This is a genomic window from Luteimonas sp. GW821-FHT14E02 (assembly GCF_058803905.1).
Map to the genome: position 1 here is coordinate 106,515 of NZ_JBXAPK010000003.1, position 23,489 is coordinate 130,003.

The 23,489-nt window shown below is 66.6% G+C and carries 14 protein-coding genes; 13 read left to right on the forward strand and 1 reads right to left on the reverse strand.

Translation table 11 applies throughout. The annotated features are described in order from the left end of the window. The first annotated feature begins 87 nt into the window (after positions 1–87). The 3 genes from AC1RNP_RS06175 to zipA all read left to right on the forward strand — a co-directional run bounded on the left by AC1RNP_RS06175 (position 88) and on the right by zipA (position 6,687). The gene (locus tag AC1RNP_RS06175; protein WP_493050386.1) at positions 88–1,974 is read left to right on the forward strand and encodes a glycoside hydrolase domain-containing protein; all 1,887 of its coding nucleotides are present in this window, start codon (positions 88–90) and stop codon (positions 1,972–1,974) included. Between the two features lie 285 nt (positions 1,975–2,259). Continuing rightward, complete coding sequence (gene smc, locus AC1RNP_RS06180; RefSeq protein WP_493050387.1) at positions 2,260–5,775, forward strand: chromosome segregation protein SMC; 3,516 nt, start codon at positions 2,260–2,262, stop codon at positions 5,773–5,775. 153 nt (positions 5,776–5,928) lie between these two features. Then, entirely contained in the window at positions 5,929–6,687 is a 759-nt protein-coding gene (gene zipA, locus AC1RNP_RS06185; RefSeq protein WP_493050388.1) for a cell division protein ZipA, read from the forward strand. Between the two features lie 66 nt (positions 6,688–6,753). Here zipA and AC1RNP_RS06190 read toward each other — a convergent pair whose 3' ends face one another. Next, complete coding sequence (locus AC1RNP_RS06190; RefSeq protein WP_493050389.1) at positions 6,754–6,957, reverse strand: hypothetical protein; 204 nt, start codon at positions 6,955–6,957, stop codon at positions 6,754–6,756. Between the two features lie 32 nt (positions 6,958–6,989). On the opposite strand from AC1RNP_RS06190, the gene AC1RNP_RS06195 reads away from it, so the two are divergent. From AC1RNP_RS06195 to AC1RNP_RS06240, 10 genes are all read left to right on the forward strand, one after another. Then, on the forward strand, positions 6,990–7,739 hold the full coding sequence (locus tag AC1RNP_RS06195; protein WP_493050390.1) for an SDR family NAD(P)-dependent oxidoreductase: 750 nt from the start codon (positions 6,990–6,992) through the stop codon (positions 7,737–7,739). Positions 7,740–7,808: 69 nt separating this feature from the next. After that, positions 7,809–9,917, forward strand: a complete 2,109-nt coding sequence (gene ligA / locus AC1RNP_RS06200; RefSeq protein ID WP_493050391.1) for an NAD-dependent DNA ligase LigA — start codon at positions 7,809–7,811, stop codon at positions 9,915–9,917. 52 nt (positions 9,918–9,969) lie between these two features. Continuing rightward, positions 9,970–10,959 (forward strand): EF-P lysine aminoacylase EpmA, encoded by a 990-nt coding sequence (gene epmA / locus AC1RNP_RS06205; RefSeq protein ID WP_493050392.1) that lies wholly within the window; start codon positions 9,970–9,972, stop codon positions 10,957–10,959. A 115-nt stretch (positions 10,960–11,074) separates the two neighbouring features. Beyond that, positions 11,075–11,824 carry a DUF3011 domain-containing protein gene (locus AC1RNP_RS06210; RefSeq protein WP_493050393.1) on the forward strand — a complete coding sequence of 250 codons (750 nt, stop codon included), beginning with the start codon at positions 11,075–11,077 and terminating at the stop codon, positions 11,822–11,824. Positions 11,825–11,886: 62 nt separating this feature from the next. Next, positions 11,887–12,945 (forward strand): S-methyl-5-thioribose-1-phosphate isomerase, encoded by a 1,059-nt coding sequence (gene mtnA, locus AC1RNP_RS06215; protein WP_493050394.1) that lies wholly within the window; start codon positions 11,887–11,889, stop codon positions 12,943–12,945. A 188-nt stretch (positions 12,946–13,133) separates the two neighbouring features. Next, complete coding sequence (gyrA, locus tag AC1RNP_RS06220) at positions 13,134–15,740, forward strand: DNA gyrase subunit A (protein ID WP_493050395.1); 2,607 nt, start codon at positions 13,134–13,136, stop codon at positions 15,738–15,740. A gap of 133 nt (positions 15,741–15,873) precedes the next feature. Further along, complete coding sequence (locus AC1RNP_RS06225; RefSeq protein WP_493050396.1) at positions 15,874–16,368, forward strand: hypothetical protein; 495 nt, start codon at positions 15,874–15,876, stop codon at positions 16,366–16,368. Positions 16,369–16,452: 84 nt separating this feature from the next. Beyond that, a complete protein-coding gene (locus tag AC1RNP_RS06230; protein WP_493050397.1) occupies positions 16,453–17,688 on the forward strand; it encodes an XVIPCD domain-containing protein in 1,236 nt (411 codons plus the stop codon). Positions 17,689–17,817: 129 nt separating this feature from the next. Beyond that, entirely contained in the window at positions 17,818–22,740 is a 4,923-nt protein-coding gene (locus AC1RNP_RS06235; protein WP_493050671.1) for an alpha-2-macroglobulin family protein, read from the forward strand. An 11-nt stretch (positions 22,741–22,751) separates the two neighbouring features. Further along, entirely contained in the window at positions 22,752–23,459 is a 708-nt protein-coding gene (locus AC1RNP_RS06240; protein WP_493050398.1) for an aspartate/glutamate racemase family protein, read from the forward strand. Positions 23,460–23,489: the final 30 nt, after the last annotated feature.

Below are 23,489 nucleotides of genomic sequence, written 5' to 3' on the forward strand. Positions count from 1 at the left end.
CGCAATCGATGGATCGGTCAATCCGTTGCACGCGGCCGTCGCGCTGCCGCGTGCATCCACCATCTTCAATGCTTGGAGTGTCGTCCGATGAACAGCAGATCCGGCATCAAGGGTTTCGGAAACAACAAATGGCGGCCGCTTGCCGCCAGCGGCTTGCTCACGCTGGTCGCAGCCATGCAGGGCGTCGGCAGCGCGAATGCGCAGACGGCGGAAACGATCGCGCCGCTGGAAGTGACGTCGATGCACCGGTTGAGCGATAGCTTCGGCTGGGCCGCCGGAGCGAAGCATCTGCTGCGCACCGACGCTGCGGGGCAGCGCTGGACCGAGATCACGCCTTCCGGCCTGGGAGAGCGCAGCATCGGCAATGTGTTCTTTCTCGATGCGCGGCAAGGCTGGATCAGCACATTGTCGGCAACGGGAACCGAGCTGAGCGTCGCCGGCACCGAAGACGGCGGTGCTACCTGGATACAGCGCGCCGTGACCACGCTGGATGAGAGCGGCGGCATGCCGGTGGCGATCGATTTCGCCGACAGCCGCCACGGCTGGGTGATGCTGCGCCTGCCGTCGAGCCCCAATTTCAGCCGTGGGCTGCTGTTCGCGACGCGCGACGGCGGGTTGACGTGGCAGCGCCTGCCCGCGCCGCCGATCGCGGACGGGATCGAATTCATTTCGCCCAAGGTCGGCTGGCTGGCCGGCGGCCCCGCCGGTGATCGCCTGTACGTGACCCGCGATGGCGGGCAGAGCTGGCAGCGGCAGAACATCGGGCCACGTGGGGCGGCGGATCAGGCCGCTCCGGCCTACCGCCTGCCGATCTTCGGCGATGGGCGCGACGGCGTCCTGCCCGTCGTGATCGGCAACGGCAAGACATCGACCCTGGCCCTGTACCGGTCCCGTGACGGCGGCGCCAGCTGGGGCCAGCCTTCGCTGCTGACGCTGGCCGGCGATGCCGGCCGCGACGGTGTGGTCACGGCCGTGGTCGACGCCGAAACGGCGCTGGCGGCTCCCAATGGCCGCACGGCGCCGACCGCCCTGGCCAAGGGCGTGCAGCGCGCCAGCGCGCTCGCGAGCCGGCTCTCGGCCGGGCAGGCGATCACCGGCATGGAATTCCGCGACGCCGATCGCGGCTGGCTGCTGGTCGCCAGCGGCCAGTGCGAGCAGGGCAAGACGTTGTGTCGCCAGGAAAGCCGGCTTTACGCCACCGCCGACGGCGGGCGCAGCCTGAGCGACATCACGCCGAAGGTCGCGGTACGCGGTGGCGGCCCGGGAATGGGGGCCAGCCTGGTCGTGAATTCGACCGGCAAAGGCTTCGACAAATGCGCGATCGGCTCCGTCAGCCAGATGCAGGCCTGGTGGACCAACACGCCCTGGAGCTGGGCCAACGTCTACATCGGCGGCACCAATCGCGGCTGCGGGCAGTCGGGGCTGGGCTCCAGCTGGGTGAATTCGGTCTTCAACCAGGGCTGGCGCCTGCTGCCGACCTGGGTGGGCCTGCAGGCACCGGGCAGTTCCTGCACCGGCTGCAGCAAGATGAGCACCGACAGCGCCACCGCGCGCCAGCAGGGCATCAACGAGGCCAACGCCGCCGCTGATACCGCCGCCAACCTCGGCTTCCCTGCGCCGACGATCATCTACTTCGACATGGAGCGCTACGAGCCCACCAGCCATCCCGCCGTGAAGGCCTTCATCAACGGCTGGGTGGAACGCCTGAAGCAGCGCGGCCACAGCGCCGGGGTCTACGGCGCCGGCATCAACGCCGCCAACGACTGGGCGCCGATCGCCAATCCGCCGCGCGCGGTCTGGATCGCACAGTGGAACGGCAACGAGAGCGTCTGGGGCCTGTCGGGCCTGCCGGACAGCTACTGGACCGACCACCAGCGCATCCACCAGTTCCAGGGCCCGCACAACGAGACCTGGGGCGGGGTGACCTTCAACATCGACAGCAACCGCGCCGACGGGCCGGTGGCCGACAATTGAGAAAGTCCCGCGAGGGCCGCGATCCGCCTTCTTCCCAGGCCATGCGGAAGAAGGCGGTGTCGCGTTCCGGCACGGCGCCGGACATCCCGCCGAAATGAACATCCCAGCCGGCGAAGCTTGACACTGATCGCGCAACACGCCGAGCCCGCTATACTCACCGGTCGATGTGGCCTTCGGGCCACACTGTCGCCATTCGGATCAACGAGTTAGCGGCAATCCCAAAACCCGTTTCTTATCTGTGTGGCGCGCTCGGAAACGGCGCCGCCGAGGCATCCCGTTCGTCGCATGCGTCTGTCCACGATCAAGCTGTCCGGTTTCAAGTCCTTCGTCGACCCCACCACGTTGCACCTGCCCGCCAATATGACCGGCGTGGTCGGGCCGAACGGTTGCGGCAAGTCGAACATCATCGACGCCGTGCGCTGGGTGATGGGCGAAAGCTCCGCCAGCCGCCTGCGCGGCGATTCGCTCACCGACGTGATCTTCTCAGGCAGCACGGCGCGCAAGCCGGTGTCGCAGGCCACGGTCGAGCTGATCTTCGACAACTCCGACCACACGATCACCGGCGAGTACGCCGCGTTCAACGAGATCTCGGTCAAGCGCCAGGTCAGCCGCGACGGGCAGAGCAACTATTACCTCAACGGCGCCAAGTGCCGCCGCCGCGACATCACCGACCTGTTCCTCGGCACGGGCCTTGGCCCGCGCAGCTACTCGATCATCGAGCAGGGCATGATCAGCCAGATCATCGAGGCCCGCCCCGAGGACCTGCGCGTCTACCTCGAAGAAGCCGCCGGCATCTCCAAGTACAAGGAGCGCCGCAAGGAAACCGAGACCCGCATCCGCCACACGCGCGAGAACCTCGACCGCCTCACCGACCTGCGTGACGAAGTCGGCAAGCAGCTCGAACACCTCAAGCGCCAGGCGCGCCAGGCCGAGCAGTACACCGCGATCCAGGCCGAGCGGAAGATCAAGGACGCCGAGTGGAAGGCGCTGGAATACCGCGGCCTCGACGCGCAGCTGCAAGGCCTGCGCGAAGGCCTGTCGCAGGAGGAAACCCGGCTGCAGCAGCTGATCGCCGAACAGCGCGAAGCCGAGCGCGAGATCGAAACCGGCCGCGTGCGTCGCGAAGAAGCCATGGAAGCGCTGAACAAGGCACAGGCGGAAAGCTACGAAGTCGGCGGCACGCTGGCCCGCATCGAACAGCAGATCGCGCACCAGCGCGAGCTGAGCGATCGCCTGCAGCGCGCCCGCGACGAGGCCGAGGCCGCACTGGCGGAACTCGGCGAACACATCCAGGGCGACGACACGCGTTTGCAGAGCCTGCGCGCCGCGATCGCCGAGGCCGAACCGCAGCTGGCCGAACTGCAGGCCGACGACGGCGTCCGTCAGGACGCCCTGCGCGATGCCGAAGCCGCGCTCGCCGACTGGCAGCAGCGCTGGGACGCGCATTCGCGCGAGGTCTCGGAAGCCACGCGCGCCGGTGATGTCGAGCGTACCCGCGTCGGCTACCTCGATCGCCAGACCTTCGATGCCGACCGCCGCCGCGAACAGTTGGCCGCCGAACGCGCCGCGTTCGATCTGGACACGCTGGCGCAGGCCTTCGCCACGATCCAGTCGCAGCACGACGAGCAGAAAGAGTCGCTCGAAACGCTCACCGAAGAACTCGAAACGCGCAAGCACGCCGTCCTCGAATTGCAGGACCAGCAGCGCACCGCGCAAACCGAATTGGCGGACGTGCGCCGGCAGGCGCAGGAAAAGCGCGGCCGCCTGTCCTCGCTGGAAACCCTGCAACACGCGGCCCTGGGCCAGGAGCAGGGCGCTGCGATCGAATGGCTGAAGCGGCGCGGACTCGACAGCGCCGCGCGCGTCGGCGAGAAGCTGCAGGTCGAGCCCGGCTGGGAAAACGCGGTCGAAGGCGCGCTCGGCCAGCTGATCGAAGGCGTGCTGATCGAAAGCCCCGAATCACTGGTGGAAGCGCTGAGTGATCTGGGCGAGGGCCGTCTGACCCTCGTGTCCCCAGAAACCGGAAGCGCTGATTTCGCTTCGACCTCGCTCGCGGCGAAGGTGGAGGGCCCGCTGGCGATCCGCCGCCTGTTGTCGAAGCTGCACGTCGCCGAAGATTTGACGGAAGCCCGCAGCCTGCAGGCGCGCCTGAGCGACGGCGGACATGCCGATCATTCGGTGATCACCCGTCATGGCGAACGCCTCGGCGCCGGCTGGGTGCGCGTGCTGCGCTCCGGCGCGGCCAAGCAGGGCGCGCTGCTGCGCGAGCGCGAGATCCAGACGCTGCGCGGCGAAATCGACGCACTTACCAAGCGCGAGCACGAACTCGAGCGTGGCATCAGCGCCTGGCGCGATCGCCTGCTCGCCGCCGAACAGCAGCGCGAGGATGCACAGCGCGCGTTGTACCTGGCCCACCGCGGCGTGTCCGAACTCGCCGGCCAGCTGCAGAGCCAGCAGGGCCGCCTGGATTCCGCGCGCGGCCGCATCGAGAAGATCGATGCCGAAAGCACACAGCTCATCGAAACCCTGGACGCGAGCCGCGATCAATTGCGCGAGGCGCGCTCCAAGCTCGAGGATGCGGTCGCGCGCATGGGCGAGCTGGAAAGCACGCGCCAGGCGCTCGAAAACGAGCGCAGGATCCTGAGCGAAACCCGCGACGCCGCCCGCCTCAAGGCGCGTGAATCGCGCGACACCGCGCACGCGCTGGCCCTGACGCTGGAATCGCAGCGCACCCAGGTGGTGGCGCTGGTGCAGGCGCTGGATCGCATGGGCGGACAGCGCGGACAGCTGGATACCCGCCTTAACGAACTCGCCGCGCAGCTGTCGGAAGGCGACAGCCCGGTGACGGCGCTCGAACAGCAGCGCCAGGCCGCGCTGGAACAGCGCGTGATCGCGGAGAAGGGCCTCGGCACGGCGCGCGCGGCGCTGGAAGGCATCGACAACGAATTGCGCGAGTTCGAGCAGATCCGCCATCAGCGCGATGAGCAGTCGCTGACGCAGCGCGAAGCGATCTCGCAGCGCAGGCTCGATCAGCAGGCGCTGGCGATCAAGGCCGAGCAACTGTCGGCGGCGGTCGTCGAAGCCGGCTTCGTCCTGGAAGATGTGATCGCCGGCCTGGCCGCCGATGCCGATGTGGGCGTCTGGGAAAAGACCGTCACCGATTTCGACGCCAAGTTGCGCCGCCTGGAGCCGGTGAACCTCGCCGCGATTCAGGAGCACGCCGAAGCCGCGCAGCGCAAGGAATATCTCGACGCCCAGGACGCGGATCTCACCACCGCGCTGGAAACCCTCGAGGACGCGATTCGCAAGATCGATCGCGAGACCCGCGGCCGCTTCAAGGACACTTTCGATCGCGTCAATTCCGGCGTGCAGGAACTGTATCCGCGCCTGTTCGGCGGTGGTCACGCCTATCTCGAACTCACCGGCGAGGATCTGCTCGATACCGGTGTCGCGATCATGGCGCGTCCGCCCGGCAAGCGCGTGTCCAACATCTCGCTGCTCTCCGGCGGCGAGAAGGCGATGACCGCGGTGGCGCTGGTGTTCGCGATCTTCCGCCTCAATCCCGCGCCGTTCTGTCTGCTGGACGAGGTGGACGCGCCGCTCGACGAAGCCAACGTGGGCCGTTTCACTGCGATGGTCAGCGAGATGAGCGAACACGTGCAGTTCCTGTTCGTCACCCACAACAAGGCGACCATGGAAGCCGCGCACCAGCTCAGCGGCGTGACCATGCGCGAGCCGGGCGTGAGCCGCCTGGTTTCCGTCGATCTGGCCGAGGCCGCGCGCCTTGCTGGTGCGGCCTGACGGCCACCGGGATGAGCAGCCGTCCGGCGGTTAAAAATCCGGGATTGGGAGTCGGGATTCGCAAAAGCAAACTTTTAACGAATCTCTAATCCCGAATCTCTAATCCCGGCTTTGCTACGATTCCCAACTCCTTAAACTCGAATCCCGGCTCTCATGTCCGATGCTTGGCTGCTGCGTCTCGGAATCCTCGTCGTCGGCGTGGTCCTGATCGCCGCGATCTACTTCTTCGGCCGCCCGCGCAGACAAGGGCAGGGCCGTCGGCTCAAACCCGAGGAGCGCGACAGCGCGGCGCGGATGGAGCCCACGCTCGGCGCGCAGTTGGAGAACGAACTGGCGCAGGCACCCGCTGACTACAACAGCGAATCGGTCGTGCAGTCCGAGATGGAACTGCTCGACCGCAGCGTCGGCGGCACGATCCGGGCCGCGGCCGCCAGCGAACTGGGCAAGCGCGACAACGAGGACTTCGACAAGATCGTCACCCTCTACATCGCCGCGCGCGCCGGCCACGTGTTGCGCGGGCCGGATATCGTCGTCGCCGCCGAGAAGGCCGGGCTGACCTACGGCCACATGAACGTCTTCCATCGTCTCATCGACGGCCATCCGGAACGCGGCCCGATCTTCAGCGTCGCCAACATCAAGAAGCCGGGCAGTTTCGAGATGAGCGAGATCCAGTCGCTGGAAACACCGGCCATCGCCTTCTTCCTGACCCTGCCTGCGCCGATCCCGGCGCTCGATGCCTGGGAGAAGATGGAGCCGACCGCGCAGCGCATGGCCGAACTGCTGGACGGCGTGCTGCTCGACGAGCAGCGCAACGCCCTCGGCCGCCAGCGCATCGCGCACCTGCGCGAGGAACTGCGCACCTACGACCGCCAACACGAGGCCCCGCCGCTCACGCGCAGCCCGCGCTGGTAATGCGCGAGACGGATTGATCCGCATGATGTCGGCTGGGCCGACACTCTTCAAAGTCGTCGCGCGAAGTCATTCCTGCAGGATCGTTATCTGATCCTGCAATCCGCGCCGGAACACGGCCTCGACCGTCGTCATGCGCGCGCATAATCGCCACGCAGCAGGGGCCGGGCGTTTCGTCGCGCATTCAAGCGCCTCCGCCAAGCCGGCCCATCGCCCGGCCGCCCCCGGATTCCTGTGAAGTCGTCGCCGCCGCCGCACGAGCGTGGTGGCCATGCATCGTTCCCCCGGATTTCAGGAGTGTCGTCATGTCATACAACCTCGAAGGCCGCGTTGCGCTGGTCACCGGCGCATCCTCAGGGATCGGCGAAGCCACCGCGCTGGCGCTGGCCGAGGCAGGCGCGAAGGTCGCGATTGCCGCGCGCCGGCGCGATCGTCTCGAAGCGCTCGCCGCCAAACTGGCCCCGCTCGGCGCCGATCCGCTGATCCTGGACGCGGACCTGCTCGACGAACACGAGGCACAGCGCATCGTCGCGCAGACCGAGGCCCGCTACGGGCGGCTGGACATCCTGATCAACAATGCCGGAGTGATGTATCTCGAACCGGTCGCGGAAGCCGACCTCGGCCGCTGGCGCCGCATGCTGGAGTTGAACGTCCTGAGCCTGATCGCATCCACCCAGGCGGCGCTGGCGGGCATGCGCGCACGTCGCGACGGCCACATCGTCAACATCGCGTCCACCGCTGGCCGGATCGCCAATCCGAGGGCGGCGGCGTATGCGGCGACCAAGTTCGGTGTCGTCGGGTTCTCCGAAGGGCTGCGCCGCGAGGTCTACAGCGACAACATCCGTGTCAGCGTGATCGAGCCGGGCATGGTGGCCACCGAATTGCGCGACCACATCGGCCATGCCGAAACCCGGGGTGCGCTCAACGCCCTGGCGGAGGGCATGCGCCAGCTGCAACCGGCCGATATCGCCGAAACGATCGTGTTCTGCGTCAGCCGCCCAGCGCACGTCAATATCAACGAGATCCTGATGCGGCCAACCGATCAGGAGCGCTGACCAAGAAGGCTGATCAGGAGCGCTGAGCGGCACAGGCCGCAAGGTCCGCGGGCGGATTAGAATCCGCCCATGAGCAAAGCCGCCGCACCCGCCGCCCGCATCGCCGAACTGCGTCGTCAGATCGACGACGCCAACCATCGCTACCACGTCCTCGACGATCCCAGCATCCCGGACATCGAATACGACCGCATGATGCGTGAACTGGAAGCGCTGGAAGCGGCGCATCCGGAACTGGTCGATTTCGATTCGCCCACGCAGCGCGTCGGCAACGCGCCTTCGGCGAAATTCGCCGAGGTGAAGCATGCCGTGCCGATGCTGTCTCTGGCCAACGCCTTCACCGACGACGAGGTCAACGAATTCGTCACCCGCATCGGCAAGGAAACCGGTGATGAAAGTCCGGCGTTCTCCGTGGAGCCCAAGCTCGATGGCCTGGCGATCAGCCTGCGCTACGAGAACGGCGTCTTCGTGCGCGGCGCCACGCGCGGCGACGGTGCCACGGGCGAGGACGTCACCGCCAACCTGCGCACCGTGAAGGCCATTCCGTTGCGCTTGCGCGGCAAAGCGTTGCCCGAGGTGCTGGAAGTGCGTGGCGAGGTCTACATGCCGCGTGCCGAGTTCGAGCGCTACAACATCTGGGCGCTCGAACACGGCGAGAAGACGCTGGCGAATCCGCGCAACGGCGCCGCCGGTTCGCTGCGCCAGCTCGATCCGCGCGTCACCGCCAGGCGGCCGCTGCGCTTCTACGCCTATGCGCTGGGCGAAGTCGTGTTCGATAAAAGTGGCGGCGCGAAACTGCCGGCGACACATTCGCAGACGCTGGCCTGGCTGCGCGAACTCGGCCTGCCGGTCTCTCCGCAGGCGGAAACCGCCAGAGGCCTGGAGGGTGTTCTCGACTACTACGCCCGCATCGGTGCGCAGCGCGATACGCTGCCATACGACATCGACGGCGTCGTCTACAAGCTCGACCGTTACGATCAGCAACGCGCGATGGGTTTCGTCTCGCGTGCGCCGCGCTGGGCGCTGGCGCACAAGTTTCCGGCGCAGGAGGAAATGACTACGGTCGAATCGATCGAGGTCAACGTCGGACGCACCGGCGCGGTCACGCCCTGGGTGCTGATGACGCCCGTGCACGTGGGCGGCGTCACCGTGACCCGCGCCACCTTGCACAATGCCGACCAGATCGCGCGCCTGGACGTGCGCGTCGGTGACAGCGTGATCGTGCGCCGCGCCGGCGACGTGATTCCGGAAGTGGTGCGCGTGATCGAGGAGCGCCGCCCGCTGGACAAGCGCGGCCACCCGCTGCATGCGCCGTATCAATTGCCGACCACCTGTCCGGTCTGCGGATCGGCGGTGGAGCGCGAGGAGGGCGAAGTGGTGGCGCGCTGCACCGGCGGCCTGTTCTGTCCGGCGCAACGCATCCAGGCGCTGTTCCATTTCGCCTCGCGCCGCGCCATGGACATCGAAGGCCTGGGCGAGCGTTTCATCACCGCGCTGGTCGAGTTCGATTACGTGCACACGATCGCCGATCTGTACAAGCTGACCGTGGACGATCTGCTCGAAATGAAGCGCCGCGCCGACGAGCGCGAGGGGACCACGCCCGAGACGGTGAAGGCTGGCAAGGTCGCCAGCAAGTGGGCCGAAAACCTGATCACCGCGATCGACGCCAGCCGCGACACGACTCTCGAACGCCTGCTGTACGCGCTCGGCATTCGCGATGTCGGCGAAAGCACGGCGAAAACCCTGGCACGGCATTTCGGCGCGCTCGATCCGTTGATCGCCGCGAGTGAAGAAGAACTGGTCGCCGTACCCGACGTCGGTCCGATCGTCGCCGCGCGCATCGCGCATTTCTTCGCTGAGCAGCACAACCTCGACGTCATCACCGCGCTGCGCGCCAACGGCGTGCATTGGCAGGAGGGCGCGCCGCGCCGCGCGAGCGAAGGACCGCTGGCGGGCATGACCGTCGTGCTGACGGGCGGCCTGGCGTCGATGAGCCGCGATGAGGCCGGGGCGAAACTGGAAGCGCTGGGCGCGAAGGTCTCGGGCAGCGTGTCGAAGAAGACCGGCATCGTTGTCGCGGGAGAGGCCGCCGGTTCCAAGCTGGCCAAGGCGCAAGAGCTTGGGCTCGACATCTGGGACGAGGAGAAGCTGCTCGCCTTCCTGCGGGAGCATGGCGCTTGAGTCGCGCGATGAAGCCTGATCGTTTGCCTGTCGCCCGCAAGCCATCGCACGCATGAGCGATGCCGCATCTCCGCAGGCTTGGCAACCGACGGCAACGTCGGACGCCTTGCGCCTGCGCGCGCGCTTGAACGCGGAAGTCCGATCGTTCTTCGCCGAGCGCGGCGTGCTGGAAGTGGAAACCCCCATCCTTTCGCGTGCCGGCAACACCGATCCGAACATCGCTTCGTTCTCGCTGCAGTTTTCCGGACGCACCGAGGGCGCGCCACGCACGCGCTGGTTGCGCACATCGCCGGAATTCCCGATGAAGCGGCTGCTCGCCGCCGGCATCGGCGATTGCTACGAACTCGGCCGGGTTTTTCGCGACGGCGAGGCGGGCGCCCGCCACAATCCGGAATTCACCATGCTGGAGTGGTACCGGCTCGGCTGGGGCCACTTGCGTCTGATCGATGAAACCGTCGCGCTGGCGCAGCGTGCCCTGGCGCTGGTGGGCAGGACAGCGTCCGTCGAGAAAATTTCCTATCGCGATCTCTACCGCGACGCACTCGGCGTCGACCCGCTGCGCGATGACGATGATGCGCTGCGCAATGCCCTGGGCGAAATCGAGATCGACCCGCGCGGCCTGGTCCGCGACGACTGGCTCGATCTGCTGATGACGCACCGTTTGCAGCCCAGCTTCGCGCCGGACCGCCTGCTGGCCGTCTACGACTACCCCGCAACGCAATCCGCCCTGGCGCGGATCCGCAACGAAGACCCGCCGGTGGCCGAACGCTTCGAGCTGTACCTGGGCCCGCTCGAACTGGCCAACGGCTATCACGAACTGCTCGACGCCGACGAGCAGCGGCGACGCTTCGAGCGCGATCATCTGCTGCGCGCGGAGCGGGGTGGCTCGCTCCCGCCATTGGACGAGGCCTTGCTGTCGGCCCTGCGGGCGGGCATGCCGTCCTGCGCCGGTGTCGCCCTCGGCGTCGACCGCCTGCTGATGGCGCTGCTCGGCACCGGCCGCATCGCCGATGTGATCGCTTTCGATTTCGCCGCCTCGTGAAAACGCTTACGGTCTGAATGACCGCTTCACGTCACGGCCGGGTCATGGAAAATTGAGGACGTATTCATGCTGGGCGCGCGAGAGTGTCCGGCACCAACTGGACGAGGGTGGGGACATGCGCAAGTTATTCGGAATGCTGGTGATCGGGAGCGTCGCCTGGCTGGCTTCGGCCACGGCGTCGGCGCAATCGGGATATCGCGATGATGCGCGATGGGGCGACAGCGGCCGCACGGTGCGCTGCGAATCCTATGGCAAGCAGCCGCAGGAATGTCCCATCAATACGCGCGGTGGCGTGCGGCTGGTCCGCAAGCTGTCCGAGCGCGATTGCGTGCAGGGGCGTGATTGGGGCTACCGCCGCGATTACGTCTGGGTGTCAAACGGCTGTCGCGCCGAGTTCGCCGTCGATCGCGGCTGGGGCGGTGGCGGTGGCGATTGGGGCAACGGCCGCACGGTGCGCTGCGAGTCCTACGGCAAGCAGCCGAAGGAATGCCCCATCAACACGCGCGGCGGTGTGCAACTGGTCCGCAAGCTGTCCGAGCGCGATTGCGTGCAGGGACGTGACTGGGGTTATCGCCGTGACTACGTCTGGGTGTCGAACGGGTGCCGTGCCGAGTTCGCGACGGGCCGCGGCAATGGCGGTGGCGATCCGGGCTGGGGCGGTGGCACCCGCACGGTGCGCTGCCAGTCCTACGACAAGCGTCCGCAGGAGTGCGCCGCCGACACGCGCAATGGCGTGCGGCTGATCCGCAAGCTGTCCGATCGTGATTGCATCGAGGGCCGCGACTGGGGCTATCGCCGCGACTACGTGTGGGTGTCCAACGGCTGCCGCGCCGAGTTCGAGACCGGCGGCGGCTGGTGGCGCTGACGACGTAACGGTCGAAACACAAACGCAACGGAAGCTGCAGGCATCCCGGCTACAATTGCGGGATGCCTGACACCTTCGATTTCGACCGCTACGACCGCATCCGCCCGATCCGGTGGACCGGTGATGCGCTGGAGCTTCTCGACCAACGCAAACTGCCGTTCGCGGTGGAATACCTGCGCTGCGCGGACAGCGATTCTGTCGCCACCGCGATCCACGATCTTGCCGTGCGCGGCGCGCCGGCCATTGGCATCGCAGCCGCCTGGGGCGTGGTGCTGGCCGCGCGAACGGTGAAGAGCGATGCGGGCGATGGCGTCCTGTCGGTCATCGAACCCGCGCTGCAGCGGCTCAACGCCGCGCGGCCCACCGCGGTCAACCTGGCCTGGGCGCTCGCGCGCATGCGCCGCGTGCTGGCGGCGGCCGGTGCCGACTGGCGCGAGGTGATCGAGCGCGAAGCGCAGGCGATCACCGACGAGGACCTGGCGGCCAACCGCCGCATGGGCGAACTCGGCGCCGCGCTCATTCAACCCGGCAGCGGCGTGCTGACGCACTGCAACACCGGCTCGCTGGCGACGGCGGGCTTCGGCACCGCGCTCGGCGTGATCCGCGCGGGCGTGGCCCAGGGCCGCATCGACAAGGTGTTCGCCGACGAAACCCGCCCCTGGATGCAAGGCTCGCGCCTGACGGTGTGGGAGCTGCAGCAGGACGGCATCGACGCCACCCTGATCGCCGACGCCGCCGCTTCGCACCTGATGAAGCGCGGCGACGTCGACTGGGTGGTGGTCGGCGCCGATCGCATCTGTGCCAACGGCGACGTCGCCAACAAGATCGGCACCTACCAGCTCGCCATCGCCGCGCGCTACCACGGTCGCAAGTTCATGGTGGCGGCGCCTTCCTCGACGGTCGACATGGCGACCGCGTCGGGCGATCTGATCGAGATCGAGGAGCGCGATCCGGGCGAACTGCTCGGCGTGTCCGGCACGCGCACGGTGGCCGAGGGCATCCATGCCTGGAACCCGGTGTTCGACGTCACGCCGGCCGCGCTGATCGATGCGATCGTTACCGAAAAGGGTGTGGTGGAGCATCCGGATGCCGCTTCGATGAAGGCTCTTTTCGGGGCCTGAGCAAGAGCGCTTTCGCGGCTGCTTCCGCAGCCCTCGAAAACGCCCGCAAGTGCTTGTTTCCGGTGGGGAATCAGGCGGCATTCCGATGCCGTTTCATGGTAGAATTTCAGGCTTGCGCGGATTCCTGCGCAAGCGCCGCCGGCGATGCTCGCGGCACCACCCGTGTGAACCATTGAATAAGGGTCGTAATGGCCGAACTCGCCAAGGAAATCATCCCCGTCAATCTCGAGGACGAGATGCGCCGCAGCTACCTCGATTACGCCATGAGCGTGATCGTGGGACGTGCGCTCCCCGACGTCCGCGACGGCCTCAAGCCGGTGCACCGCCGCGTGTTGTACGCGATGAACGAGCTCGGCGCGCACAGCAACAAGCCTTACTACAAGTCGGCGCGTATCGTCGGTGACGTGATCGGTAAGTACCACCCGCACGGCGACCAGTCGGTGTACGACACGCTGGTGCGCATGGCGCAGCCGTTCTCGCTGCGTTACCTGCTGGTGGACGGGCAGGGCAACTTCGGCTCGGTCGACGGCGACAGCGCCGCGGCGATGCGTTACACCGAAGCGCGCATGTCGCGCCTGACGCACGAGCTGATGGCCGACATCGACAAGGAAACCGTCGATTTCCAGCCCAACTACGACGAGAAGGAACTGGAACCCACGGTCATGCCGACGCGGTTCCCGAACCTGCTGGTCAACGGTTCGGCCGGCATCGCCGTCGGCATGGCGACCAACATTCCGCCGCACAACCTGTCGGAAGTGATCAATGCGCTGATCGCGCTGATCGATGATCCGTCCATCGACATCGACGGCTTGATGCAATACATCCCGGGCCCGGATTTCCCCACCGCCGGCATCATCAACGGCGTCGGCGGCATCCATCTGGCCTATCGCACCGGCCGCGGCCGCGTGCGCATGCGCGCGCGCGCCGAGGTCGAAGTGACCGACAGCGGCCGCGAGGCGATCGTCGTCACCGAGATTCCGTACCAGGTCAACAAGGCACGTCTGATCGAGAAGATCGCCGAACTGGTCAAGGAAAAGAAACTCGAAGGCATTAGCGAGCTGCGCGACGAGTCCGACAAGGACGGCATGCGCATCTACATCGAGGTCAAGCGCGGCGATTCCGCCGAAGTGGTGCTGAACAACCTCTATCAGCAGACGCAGATGGAGTCGGTGTTCGGCATCAACATGGTGGCGCTGGTTGATGGCCGCCCGCAGCTGCTCAATCTGAAGCAGATTCTCGAAGCCTTCGTCCGCCATCGCCGCGAGGTGGTGACGCGCAGGACCATCTTCGAACTGCGCAAGGCACGCGCCCGCGCACACGTGTTGGAAGGCCTGACGGTCGCGCTCGCCAACATCGACGAGATGATCGAGCTGATCAAGACCTCGGCGAATCCGAACGAGGCGCGCGATCGCATGCTGGCCCGCACGTGGCAGCCTGGGCTGGTCGCGAGCCTGCTCGCCGCCGCCGGCAGCGATGCGTCGCGTCCGGAAGACCTGCCGGCGGGCGTCGGCCTTGTCGATGGCGCCTACCAGCTGACCGAGACGCAGGCACAGCAGATCCTCGAAATGCGCCTGCACCGCCTGACCGGCCTGGAGCAGGACAAGCTCACCGAGGAATACAAGCAACTGCTCGAGACCATTCGCGGCCTGATCGAGATTCTCGAGAATCCCGATGTGCTGCTGGATGTGATCCGCACCGAACTGCGCAACCTCAAGGAAGAATTCGGCGACGCGCGCCGCAGCGAAATCCGCGCCAGCGAGGAGGATCTGGACATCCTCGACCTGATCGCGCCGGAAGACGTGGTGGTGACGCTCTCGCACGCCGGCTACGCCAAGCGCCAGCCGGTCACCGCCTACCGCGCGCAGCGCCGCGGCGGCCGTGGACGCAATGCGGCGGCGACCAAGGACGAAGATTTCATCGACCAACTCTGGCTGGTCAACACGCACGACACGCTGCTCACCTTCACCAGCGCCGGCCGCGTGTTCTGGCTGCCGGTGCATCAGCTGCCCGATGCCGGTCCGAATGCGCGCGGTCGTCCGATCATCAACTGGATCTCGCTGGAGGAAGGGGAGAAGGTGCAGGCGGTGCTGCCGGTGCGCGAGTACGACGACAGCCATTACGTGCTGTTCGCCACCCGCAATGGCACGGTCAAGAAGACGCCGCTCACCGAGTTCGCCTATCGCCTGCAGCGCGGCAAGATCGCCATCAATCTCGACGACGGCGACGCCCTGGTCGACGTCGCGCTCACCGATGGTTCGCGCGATGTAATGCTGTTCGCCAGCAACGGCAAGGCCGTGCGCTTCGCCGAGCAGGAAGTGCGCTCGATGGGGCGCACCGCCACCGGTGTGCGCGGCATCAAGCTCACGGCCGGGGAACACGTGGTCAGCCTGATCGTGGTCGAGGGCGACGGTGACATCCTCACCGCCAGCGAGCGCGGCTACGGCAAGCGCACCTCGCTCGAGGAGTATCCGCGCAAGGGACGCGGCACCCAGGGCGTGATCGCGATCCAGACCAGCGCGCGCAATGGCGGTTTGATCGGCGCGATCCAGCTTAGCGACCACCACGAAGTGCTGCTGATCTCCGACGGCGGCACCCTCGTGCGCACGCGGGCGGCGGAAATCTCGCAGGTCGGCCGCAACACCCAGGGCGTGACGCTGATGCGCATGGCCGAGGGCGAGAGCTTGCAGGCGGTGGAGCGCGTCGACGCCTCGCTGGAGGAGGAGGACGCCACGGCCGGCGAGGAGCAGGTTCGCGAGGATCAGCCGGGCGAAGAGCGACCGCAGCCTCAAAATTGATGTGCGGTGATACCCCGGACGCAGCGCCGGGGTTACGATACTTTAACAAGAACCCATGGCCGGGCTTCGTCCCGGCCATGGGCTTTTGTAGGGAGGTTTCACCAAAAGCTGGTCTAAAACGGAAGGGGGTTACATGAAGTACCTGATGGGGGCATTGCTCGCGCTGGCGGGCTGGATGGCGGCGCCGCTGGCGCAGGCCTACGAACAGGGCGAGAACTGGATCGCCATCGATCTGACCGATGCGCGCACGCTGTACATGCGCGACATCACGCCCGATCTGATGCTGGCGATCCGCAAGGAGGGCGGTTCGGGCTGGAGCCTGGAAGTGGTGCGCCGTCCGCTGACCGCGAATGCGCCGAACCTGATCGGCGCGGATGCATCGCAGGTGTACGCCTCGCAGGTGCAGGCGCGCACGTATCAGAGCCCGCGCGTGCTGCCGCTGCAGGGGACGCCGGTCGAACTGCGCGTGGATCTCGACAACGCCAAAGTCAGCGGCAAGGGTGCACAGGCCGCTTTCAGCGGCGGCAAGCTGCGGATCAGCTGGCAGCAGACCGGCAGCCCGGTCAACGCCGACAAGCCTGCGAAGTCCGGCAAGAAGTCGGGCAAGTCTCGTAAATCCGGCAAGTAACGCGGTCCGGCGCGGGCCGGGGGTTGATCGCGCGGGCGGACGGCGGCAGCATGGCTGTCGCCATCCGGGCGATGAGCAGGTGCGATGAGCAAGTACAGGATCCTGGAAACTCTCCAGGCGCAACAGGACGAGACAGACGACACCACTTCCGGCGCACCCGCCGACAGCGGCGGCAGCGAGGCATGGACCCGAAAAAGCTTCGTGCTGGCCCAAGACGGGCCCGGCGCGGTCTTCGTGCCCTCGCCGGTGGATGGCTATGCCCATCGCACCGGCGATCACGGCACCGTCGAGCTGTATGACTCGCCCGGCACCGACGGGCGCCTGCTCGGCCGGGTGATGCACATGGACCCGCGCAGCTTCGCGGTGCAAGAGGGCGAACACGTCGAATACGGCCAGCCGCTGGGGCGGCAATGGGGCGCCGGCCCCGGCAACGTGAAGACGCAGCCCGATCACGTCCGCATGGAGCTGGAATCCGAACAGCTGTGGCGCTACCTGGCCGACATCGAGGCCGGCCTGATCGCGCCGGACATGTTCCCGGGCATGACCAAGCGCCTGCGCCGGTCTGGCCTCACGCTACCGCCCTCGGCCAAGGCCGCGATCCCGATCGCGGTGGCGATCGCCGCCTTGCAGCAACAGCGCATCGTCGAGAGCGGTGACCGGGGCCCGGGCGTGCGTGAAGTGCAGGGATTGCTGCATGTGTTCGGCTATCACGATGGCCAGGGCGCGCCCTTGCGCGTCGACGGCGTGTTCGGGGATCGCACGCGTGAAGCGCTCGAATCCTTCCAGCGCGTGCATGGCCTGGAAGCGAACGGCGTGGCCGGCCCACAGACGATCGCCGCGCTGCACATGGCCGAACGGCAGCCGCTGGTCTCCAATCCCGACCATCCGGATCACGGCTTGTACCGGCAGGCGCTGGACGGTCTGGAAAAACTCGATCCGAAAACCTTCGCCAACGCCGAGGAGCGCCGCAACGCCGCGGCCGCGCTGGTGCTGGAGGCCAAGCTGCAAGGCGTGCAGAAGATCGATCACGTCAGGCTCGACGCCGCCAGCGGCAGCGTCATCGCGATTCAGCGCGGGCCGGATGAGGAGACGCACCGGCTCCGCATGGACCTCAAGCAGGCCGGCGTGCAACCGCTGGAGAAGAGCACGCTGCAACTGGATCACGAGAAGCAGATGGAAGTGCAACGCCAGGGGCAGACGCAGGTGCAGAAACAAGTCCAGACGCAGGAGCTGGAACGGCGCCACGACGTGCGCCAGGAGCAGCACCACGAGCGGACGCAGGAGCAGGAACAGGAACGTCACCGGCGCCATTCGCGGTAAACATTTCTTCCTGAATCCCACGCATTCGCCGCCGCCCTTTCGTGAACGCAGCACTGCGTCCACGCGGTCTATACTCGCGTGCAACCTAAGGAGATGCACATGACGATGTGGACGCGTGAGGGCGGCGCCATGCGCGCCGCGCGCGGGGTTGCGGTGGCGATGTTGTCGTTGGCCCTGCTGTGGCTGCCGGCGTGCAAGCGCGGCGAGCAGGGACAGCTGCCCGCGGTCACTGGCGAGGCCGTCCAGGCCAAGCGCGAGGAGGTCAAGGGATTCGCGCTCGTGCGCGCCTATCCGGACCAGGATCGCGATTCGCTCGCCATCGCCCTGGAATTCTCGCGTCCTCTGGTCGGCACGCAGGATTTCGACAAGCTGATCACTTTCGCCGAACCGGTCGGCGACAAGAGCAGCTGGTCGCTCGACAAGGACGGCAAGGTGCTGCGCTTCCCATACGTGGAGGCGAACAAGACCTACACGCTGCGCATCTCCGGCGATCTCACTGCCGCCGACGGCAGCAAGCTCGGCAAGCAGATCGAGGAGAAGGTCTTCACCGGCGAACTTGATCCGGCGGTCGGATTCGCCTCGCAGGGCAGTGTGCTGCCGGCGAAGGAATCGCGCGGGCTGCCGGTGGTCTCGGTGAACGTCGACGAGATCGACGTCGAATTCCTGCGCCTGGACGAGAAGTCGCTGCCGCAGTTCTTCAGCCAGTACCAGCGCGGCGGTCGCCGCGACGGCTGGGACCTGGAACGCGATTACGACGATGGCGACGGCAAGCAGTACAAGCCGCTGTCGAAGCTGGCCAAGTCGGTCTACACCAATCGTTTCGTGCTCGGCGGCAAGCGCAACGAGCGCGTGCTGACGTATCTGCCGATACAGGACATCTCCGAACTTCAGGAGCCCGGCCTGTATTTCGCCGTGATGCGGCGGCCCGGCCAGTTCAAGAACGAATACGACACGGCGTTCTTCACCGTCAGCGACGTCGGCCTGCACGCGCGCGCCTACAAGGACAAGCTTTACGTGCACACGGCCTCGCTGCAGGACGGCAGTGCGATCGGCAGCGCGGAACTGCGCATCCTCGATCCGCAGGGCGAAACCTTCCTCAAGGGTCGCACCGACGGCAACGGCAACGCGCTGCTCGACTACACGCTGCAATCCGGGCACGTGCTGATCGCCACGCGCGGCAAGGATGTGTCGTTCCTGCCGTTCAACCAGCCGGCGCTGGATTTGTCCGAGTTCGCCGTCAGTGGTCGCGAGTCGGCCTGGTTCGACGTCTTCGCGTGGTCGGGCCGCGATCTTTATCGCCCCGGCGAAACCGTGCGTGTCTCCGCGCTGTTTCGCGACAACGACGGCAAGCCGGTGGCGGCGAAGGGCAACAAGGCGCAGCCGTTGTTCGTGCGCCTGAAACAGCCGGATGGCAAGACCTTCCTCGACAGCCGTATCGAGCCGGGCGCGCTCGGATACTTCAAGTTCGAGAAGGCCATTCCGGTCGATGCGCCGACGGGCCGCTGGCAGATCGAATTCCGCACAGATCCGGCGAGCAAGGAAGCGGTGCAGGGCATGACGCTGCGCATCGAGGAATTCCTGCCTGAGCGTATGAAGCTCGATCTGGAATCCTCCGATGCCGTGCTCAAGCCTGGCCAGCCGCTGCGTCTGCAGGCGATCGGCGCCTATCTCTACGGCGCGCCCGCAGCGCAGAACCGGTTCACGGCGAAGCTCGCAGTCGCGGTGGAGCAGCATCCGCTGGAGCAGTTGCCCGGCTATTTCTTCGGCGATCCTACCGTCGAACTGCCGAAGGACGCCAAGGACGTCATCGACGACAAGCTCGATGCGCAGGGCAGGCTCTCGCAGGACATCGCGCTGCCCGACGAGGCCAAGCCGGTCACGCCGATCGCGGCCGTGCTGTCCGGCAGCCTGTTCGAAACCGGCGGCCGCAGTGTCAATCGCTCGCTCAAGCGCGTGCTGTGGCCGGCCGATGCCCTGGTCGGCGTGCGTCCGCTGTTCGACGACAAGGACGGCAGCGACGCCAACAGCACCGCGCGTTTCGAGTTGATGCGCGTCGGCAGCGACGCCAAGCCGCGGCCGGCGAGTGGCCTGAAGGTGACGCTGGTGCGCGAGCATCGCGACTATCACTGGAACTACGACGCCGACGACGGCTGGAAGTACGACTTCACCCGCCGCTTCGAGAACGTCGAGGTCAAGACGATCGATGCCGGCGCCACCGCCGCGCATTTCGATTTCCCGGTGGAGTGGGGCGAGTACCGCGTCGAAGTATTCGATCCCGCCACCAGGCTCACCACGCGTTATCCCTTCCGCGCGGGCTGGAGCTGGGACGACGAAAACCGCGGCCTCGACGCGCGGCCGGACAAGGTCAAATTGTCGCTGGACAAGACCGGCTACAAGACCGGCGATACGCTCAAGGCCACGATCACGCCGCCGCACGCCGGCCGTGGCGTATTGCTCGTGGAAAGCGACAAGCTGCTCTACGTGCAGGACATTGACGTCGGCGCCAAGGGCGAGACGTTTGAAATTCCGGTGACGAAGGAGTGGGAGCAGCACGACGTTTACGTCACCGCGCTCGTGTTCCGTGGCGGCAGCGTGCCGAGCAAGATCACACCGGCGCGCGCGGTTGGTGTGGCCTGGGTGCCGATGGACCGTCGCGCGCGTCGCGTCGCCGTCGGACTGGTTGCGCCGAAGCAGATGCGGCCCGAGCAACCGATCGCGGTGACCATCAGCGCGCCCGCGCTGGCTGGCAAGGAAGCCTACGCCACCGTGTCGGCGGTCGACGTCGGCATCCTCAATATCACCCGCTTCCCGGTGCCGGACGCCAACAAGCATTTCTTCGCCCAGCGCCGCCTCGGCGTCGACGCTTACGACATCTACGGCCGCGTGATCGAAAGTTTCGAAGGCAGCATCGCCAAGCTGCGTTTCGGCGGCGACATGGCGCTCAATGCCTTGCCGCAGGCGAAACGCCCGACCGCGCGCGTGCAGACCGTCGACCTGTTCTCTGGGCCGGTGAAGCTGGACGCCAAGGGCAACGTGCGCGTGAAGCTGCCGGTTCCCGATTTCAACGGCACGCTGCGCGTTTCAGCGCTGGTGTTCTCCGGCGATCAATACGGCAATCGCGATCTGGAAACCGTCGTGCGCGCGCCGATCGTGGCCGAAGCGAGCATGCCGCGCATCCTGGCGCCGGGCGATCGCAGCACGGTCACGCTCGATCTCACCAACTTCACCGGCAAGGCCGGCGAGTTCAAGGTGCAGGTGGATGGCATCGGCCCTGTGACGATTGGCGAAGGTGCGCGCAGTGCCAAGATCGACAAGGAAGCGAAGGCCACGCTCAGCTTCCCGGTCTCGGCGAAGGAGGGCTACAGCACCGCCAACGTGCGTGTGCGCGTGGAGGGCAACGGGTTCAAGGTCGATCGCCGCTACGATTTGCCGGTGCGTCCGGCATGGCCCAGCGTCTTGCGCGCCCGCACGCAGGTGCTGGATGCATTGGCCGCCGTTTCGCTGGACGCCGGTTTCGCCGATGGCCTGATGCCGGGCTCGGTGAACGCGCGCATGACCGTGAGCGCATTGCCGCCGATTCCTTTCGCGAGTGCGCTGCAGGGCGCCCTGGATTATCCCTACGGCTGTTCCGAGCAAACCACCAGCAAGGGTTACGCGGCACTGGAACTCGATCCCGATACGGCGAAGATGCTCGGCGTGACTGGGCTGGACGCCGCCAAGCGCCGCGCCCGCATGGAGGGCGCGCTTGGCCGGCTCGCCTCGATGCAGGTCAGCTCCGGGCACTTCTCGATGTGGGGCGACGACGGCTACGTCAGTCCGGGCCTCACGCCGTACATCGTCGAGTTCCTGCTCGATGCGCGCGAGGGTGGTTTCCAGGTGCCGGAGACCGTGCTGCAAAAAGCCCTGCAGCGTCTCAACGAGGATCTGCTGGCCGGCGGCAACGAGTTCTACGGCCGGGACAACCGCGAGCATCTCAAGTTCGCCTACCAGGCACATGCCGGCTACGCGCTGGCGCGCGTGAACCGCGCACCGCTCGGAACGCTGCGCGCGCTCTACGACAACGAACGCAAGCGCACGCTCACCGGCTTACCGCTGGTCCATCTCGGTCTCGCGCTGGCGTTGCAGGGCGACAAGGCGCGCGGGCTGAAGGCAATCGCGGAAGGCTTCAACTTCAAGGGCGATCGTCCTGGTTATCTTGACGATTACGGCAGTCCGCTGCGCGACACAGCGCTGATGATCGCGCTCACTCACGAACGCGGTTATGCCAAGCCCGAGTATGACGCACGAGCGGTCGATCTTGGCCGCGAACTCGACGTGCGTCGCAAGAACGGCTGGCTCTACCTGAGCACGCAGGAGCAGGTGGCATTGGCCCGGCTTGGCAAGGCGCTGATGGCGTCGCAGGACAAGCGCGTCGAGGGCAATTGGCATGTCGGTGGCAACGATGAGTCCGTGCCGGCCGCCAAGATCGTCGGTCGCTCGTTCGATTACGACACGCTGGCCCAGGGCGTGCGTTTCGATCCGAAAGGGGCGCCGCCGCTGTATGCCAGCCTGGAGATCGCGGGCGTTCCGCGCAATGCGCCCGAGCCCGATTTCAGCCAGATCAAGGTCGAACGCAAGTGGTACGGCACCGACGGCAAGGAATGGACGCCGAAGCCACTGAAGGAAGGCGAAGCCCTGATCGTCGGCCTCACCATCACCGCCGACACCAGCATGCCGGATGCGCTGATCACCGACTTGCTGCCCGCGGGGCTGGAGATCGAGAACTTCAATCTGAGCGATGAGAAGCAGTGGGCGGGCGTCGTCGTCAATGGCATCGAGATCACCGATCGCGCCAGTGTGGCCGACGTGCAGCACGAGGAGTATCGCGATGACCGCTACATCGCCGCGCTCAAACTGTCGGCCGGCGGCAAGGCGCGCGTGTTCTACCTGGCGCGCGCGGTGACGCCGGGAACATACACCGTGCCACCGCCGCTGGTGGAGGACATGTACCGGCCGCAATTGCGTGGCGTGGGCAAGTCGACGCCGGCGACGATTACCGTGATACAGCCGTAGACGAGAAGCCCATGCCCCTGCATATCGGCATTGTCGCCTGTTCCGCGGAAGGTGCCGCGCTCTGCTATCGCACGATCTGTGCGGAGGGCGCGGCGCTGCTCGGTCCGCATGCGCATCCGGAAGTATCGATGCACACGCCTTCGCTCGCCGAATACGTAGCGTGCCTGGATCGAGGCGATTGGGATGGAGTGGGCGAGCTCATGCTGGGCTCGGCGGCGCGACTGGCGGGCATCGGCGCCGATTTCCTGATCTGCCCCGACAACACCATCCATGCGGCGCTGCCGGGGATCCTCGCCAGATCGCCCTTGCCGTGGCTGCACATCGCCGATGTCGTCGCCGACGAGGCTGTCGCGCGTGGGTTCAAACGTTTGGGATTGACCGGGACGAGGTGGTTGGTCGACAGCGAGGTCTATCCGGAGAAGCTGGTCGCGCGCGGATTGGAATATCTGCGTCCGAACCCAGAAGAGCGCGATGAGATCGGCCGGATCATCATGGACGAATTGGTGTACGGTCTTTTCAAGCCGCAATCGATCGCCTATTTCCAGCAGGTCATCACGCGCATGCGGCAGGCGGGTTGCGACGGCGTGGTGCTGGGATGCACGGAGATTCCCTTGATCCTCGACGACGGGAATTCTCCGTTGCCGACGCTCGACTCCACGCGCCTGCTAGCGCGTGCCGCGCTGCGGCGCGCGACGCGGGAAAGCGTTGCGTCCAACTAGCGACTTGCGATGCAGGAGAAGGTCCCGCCC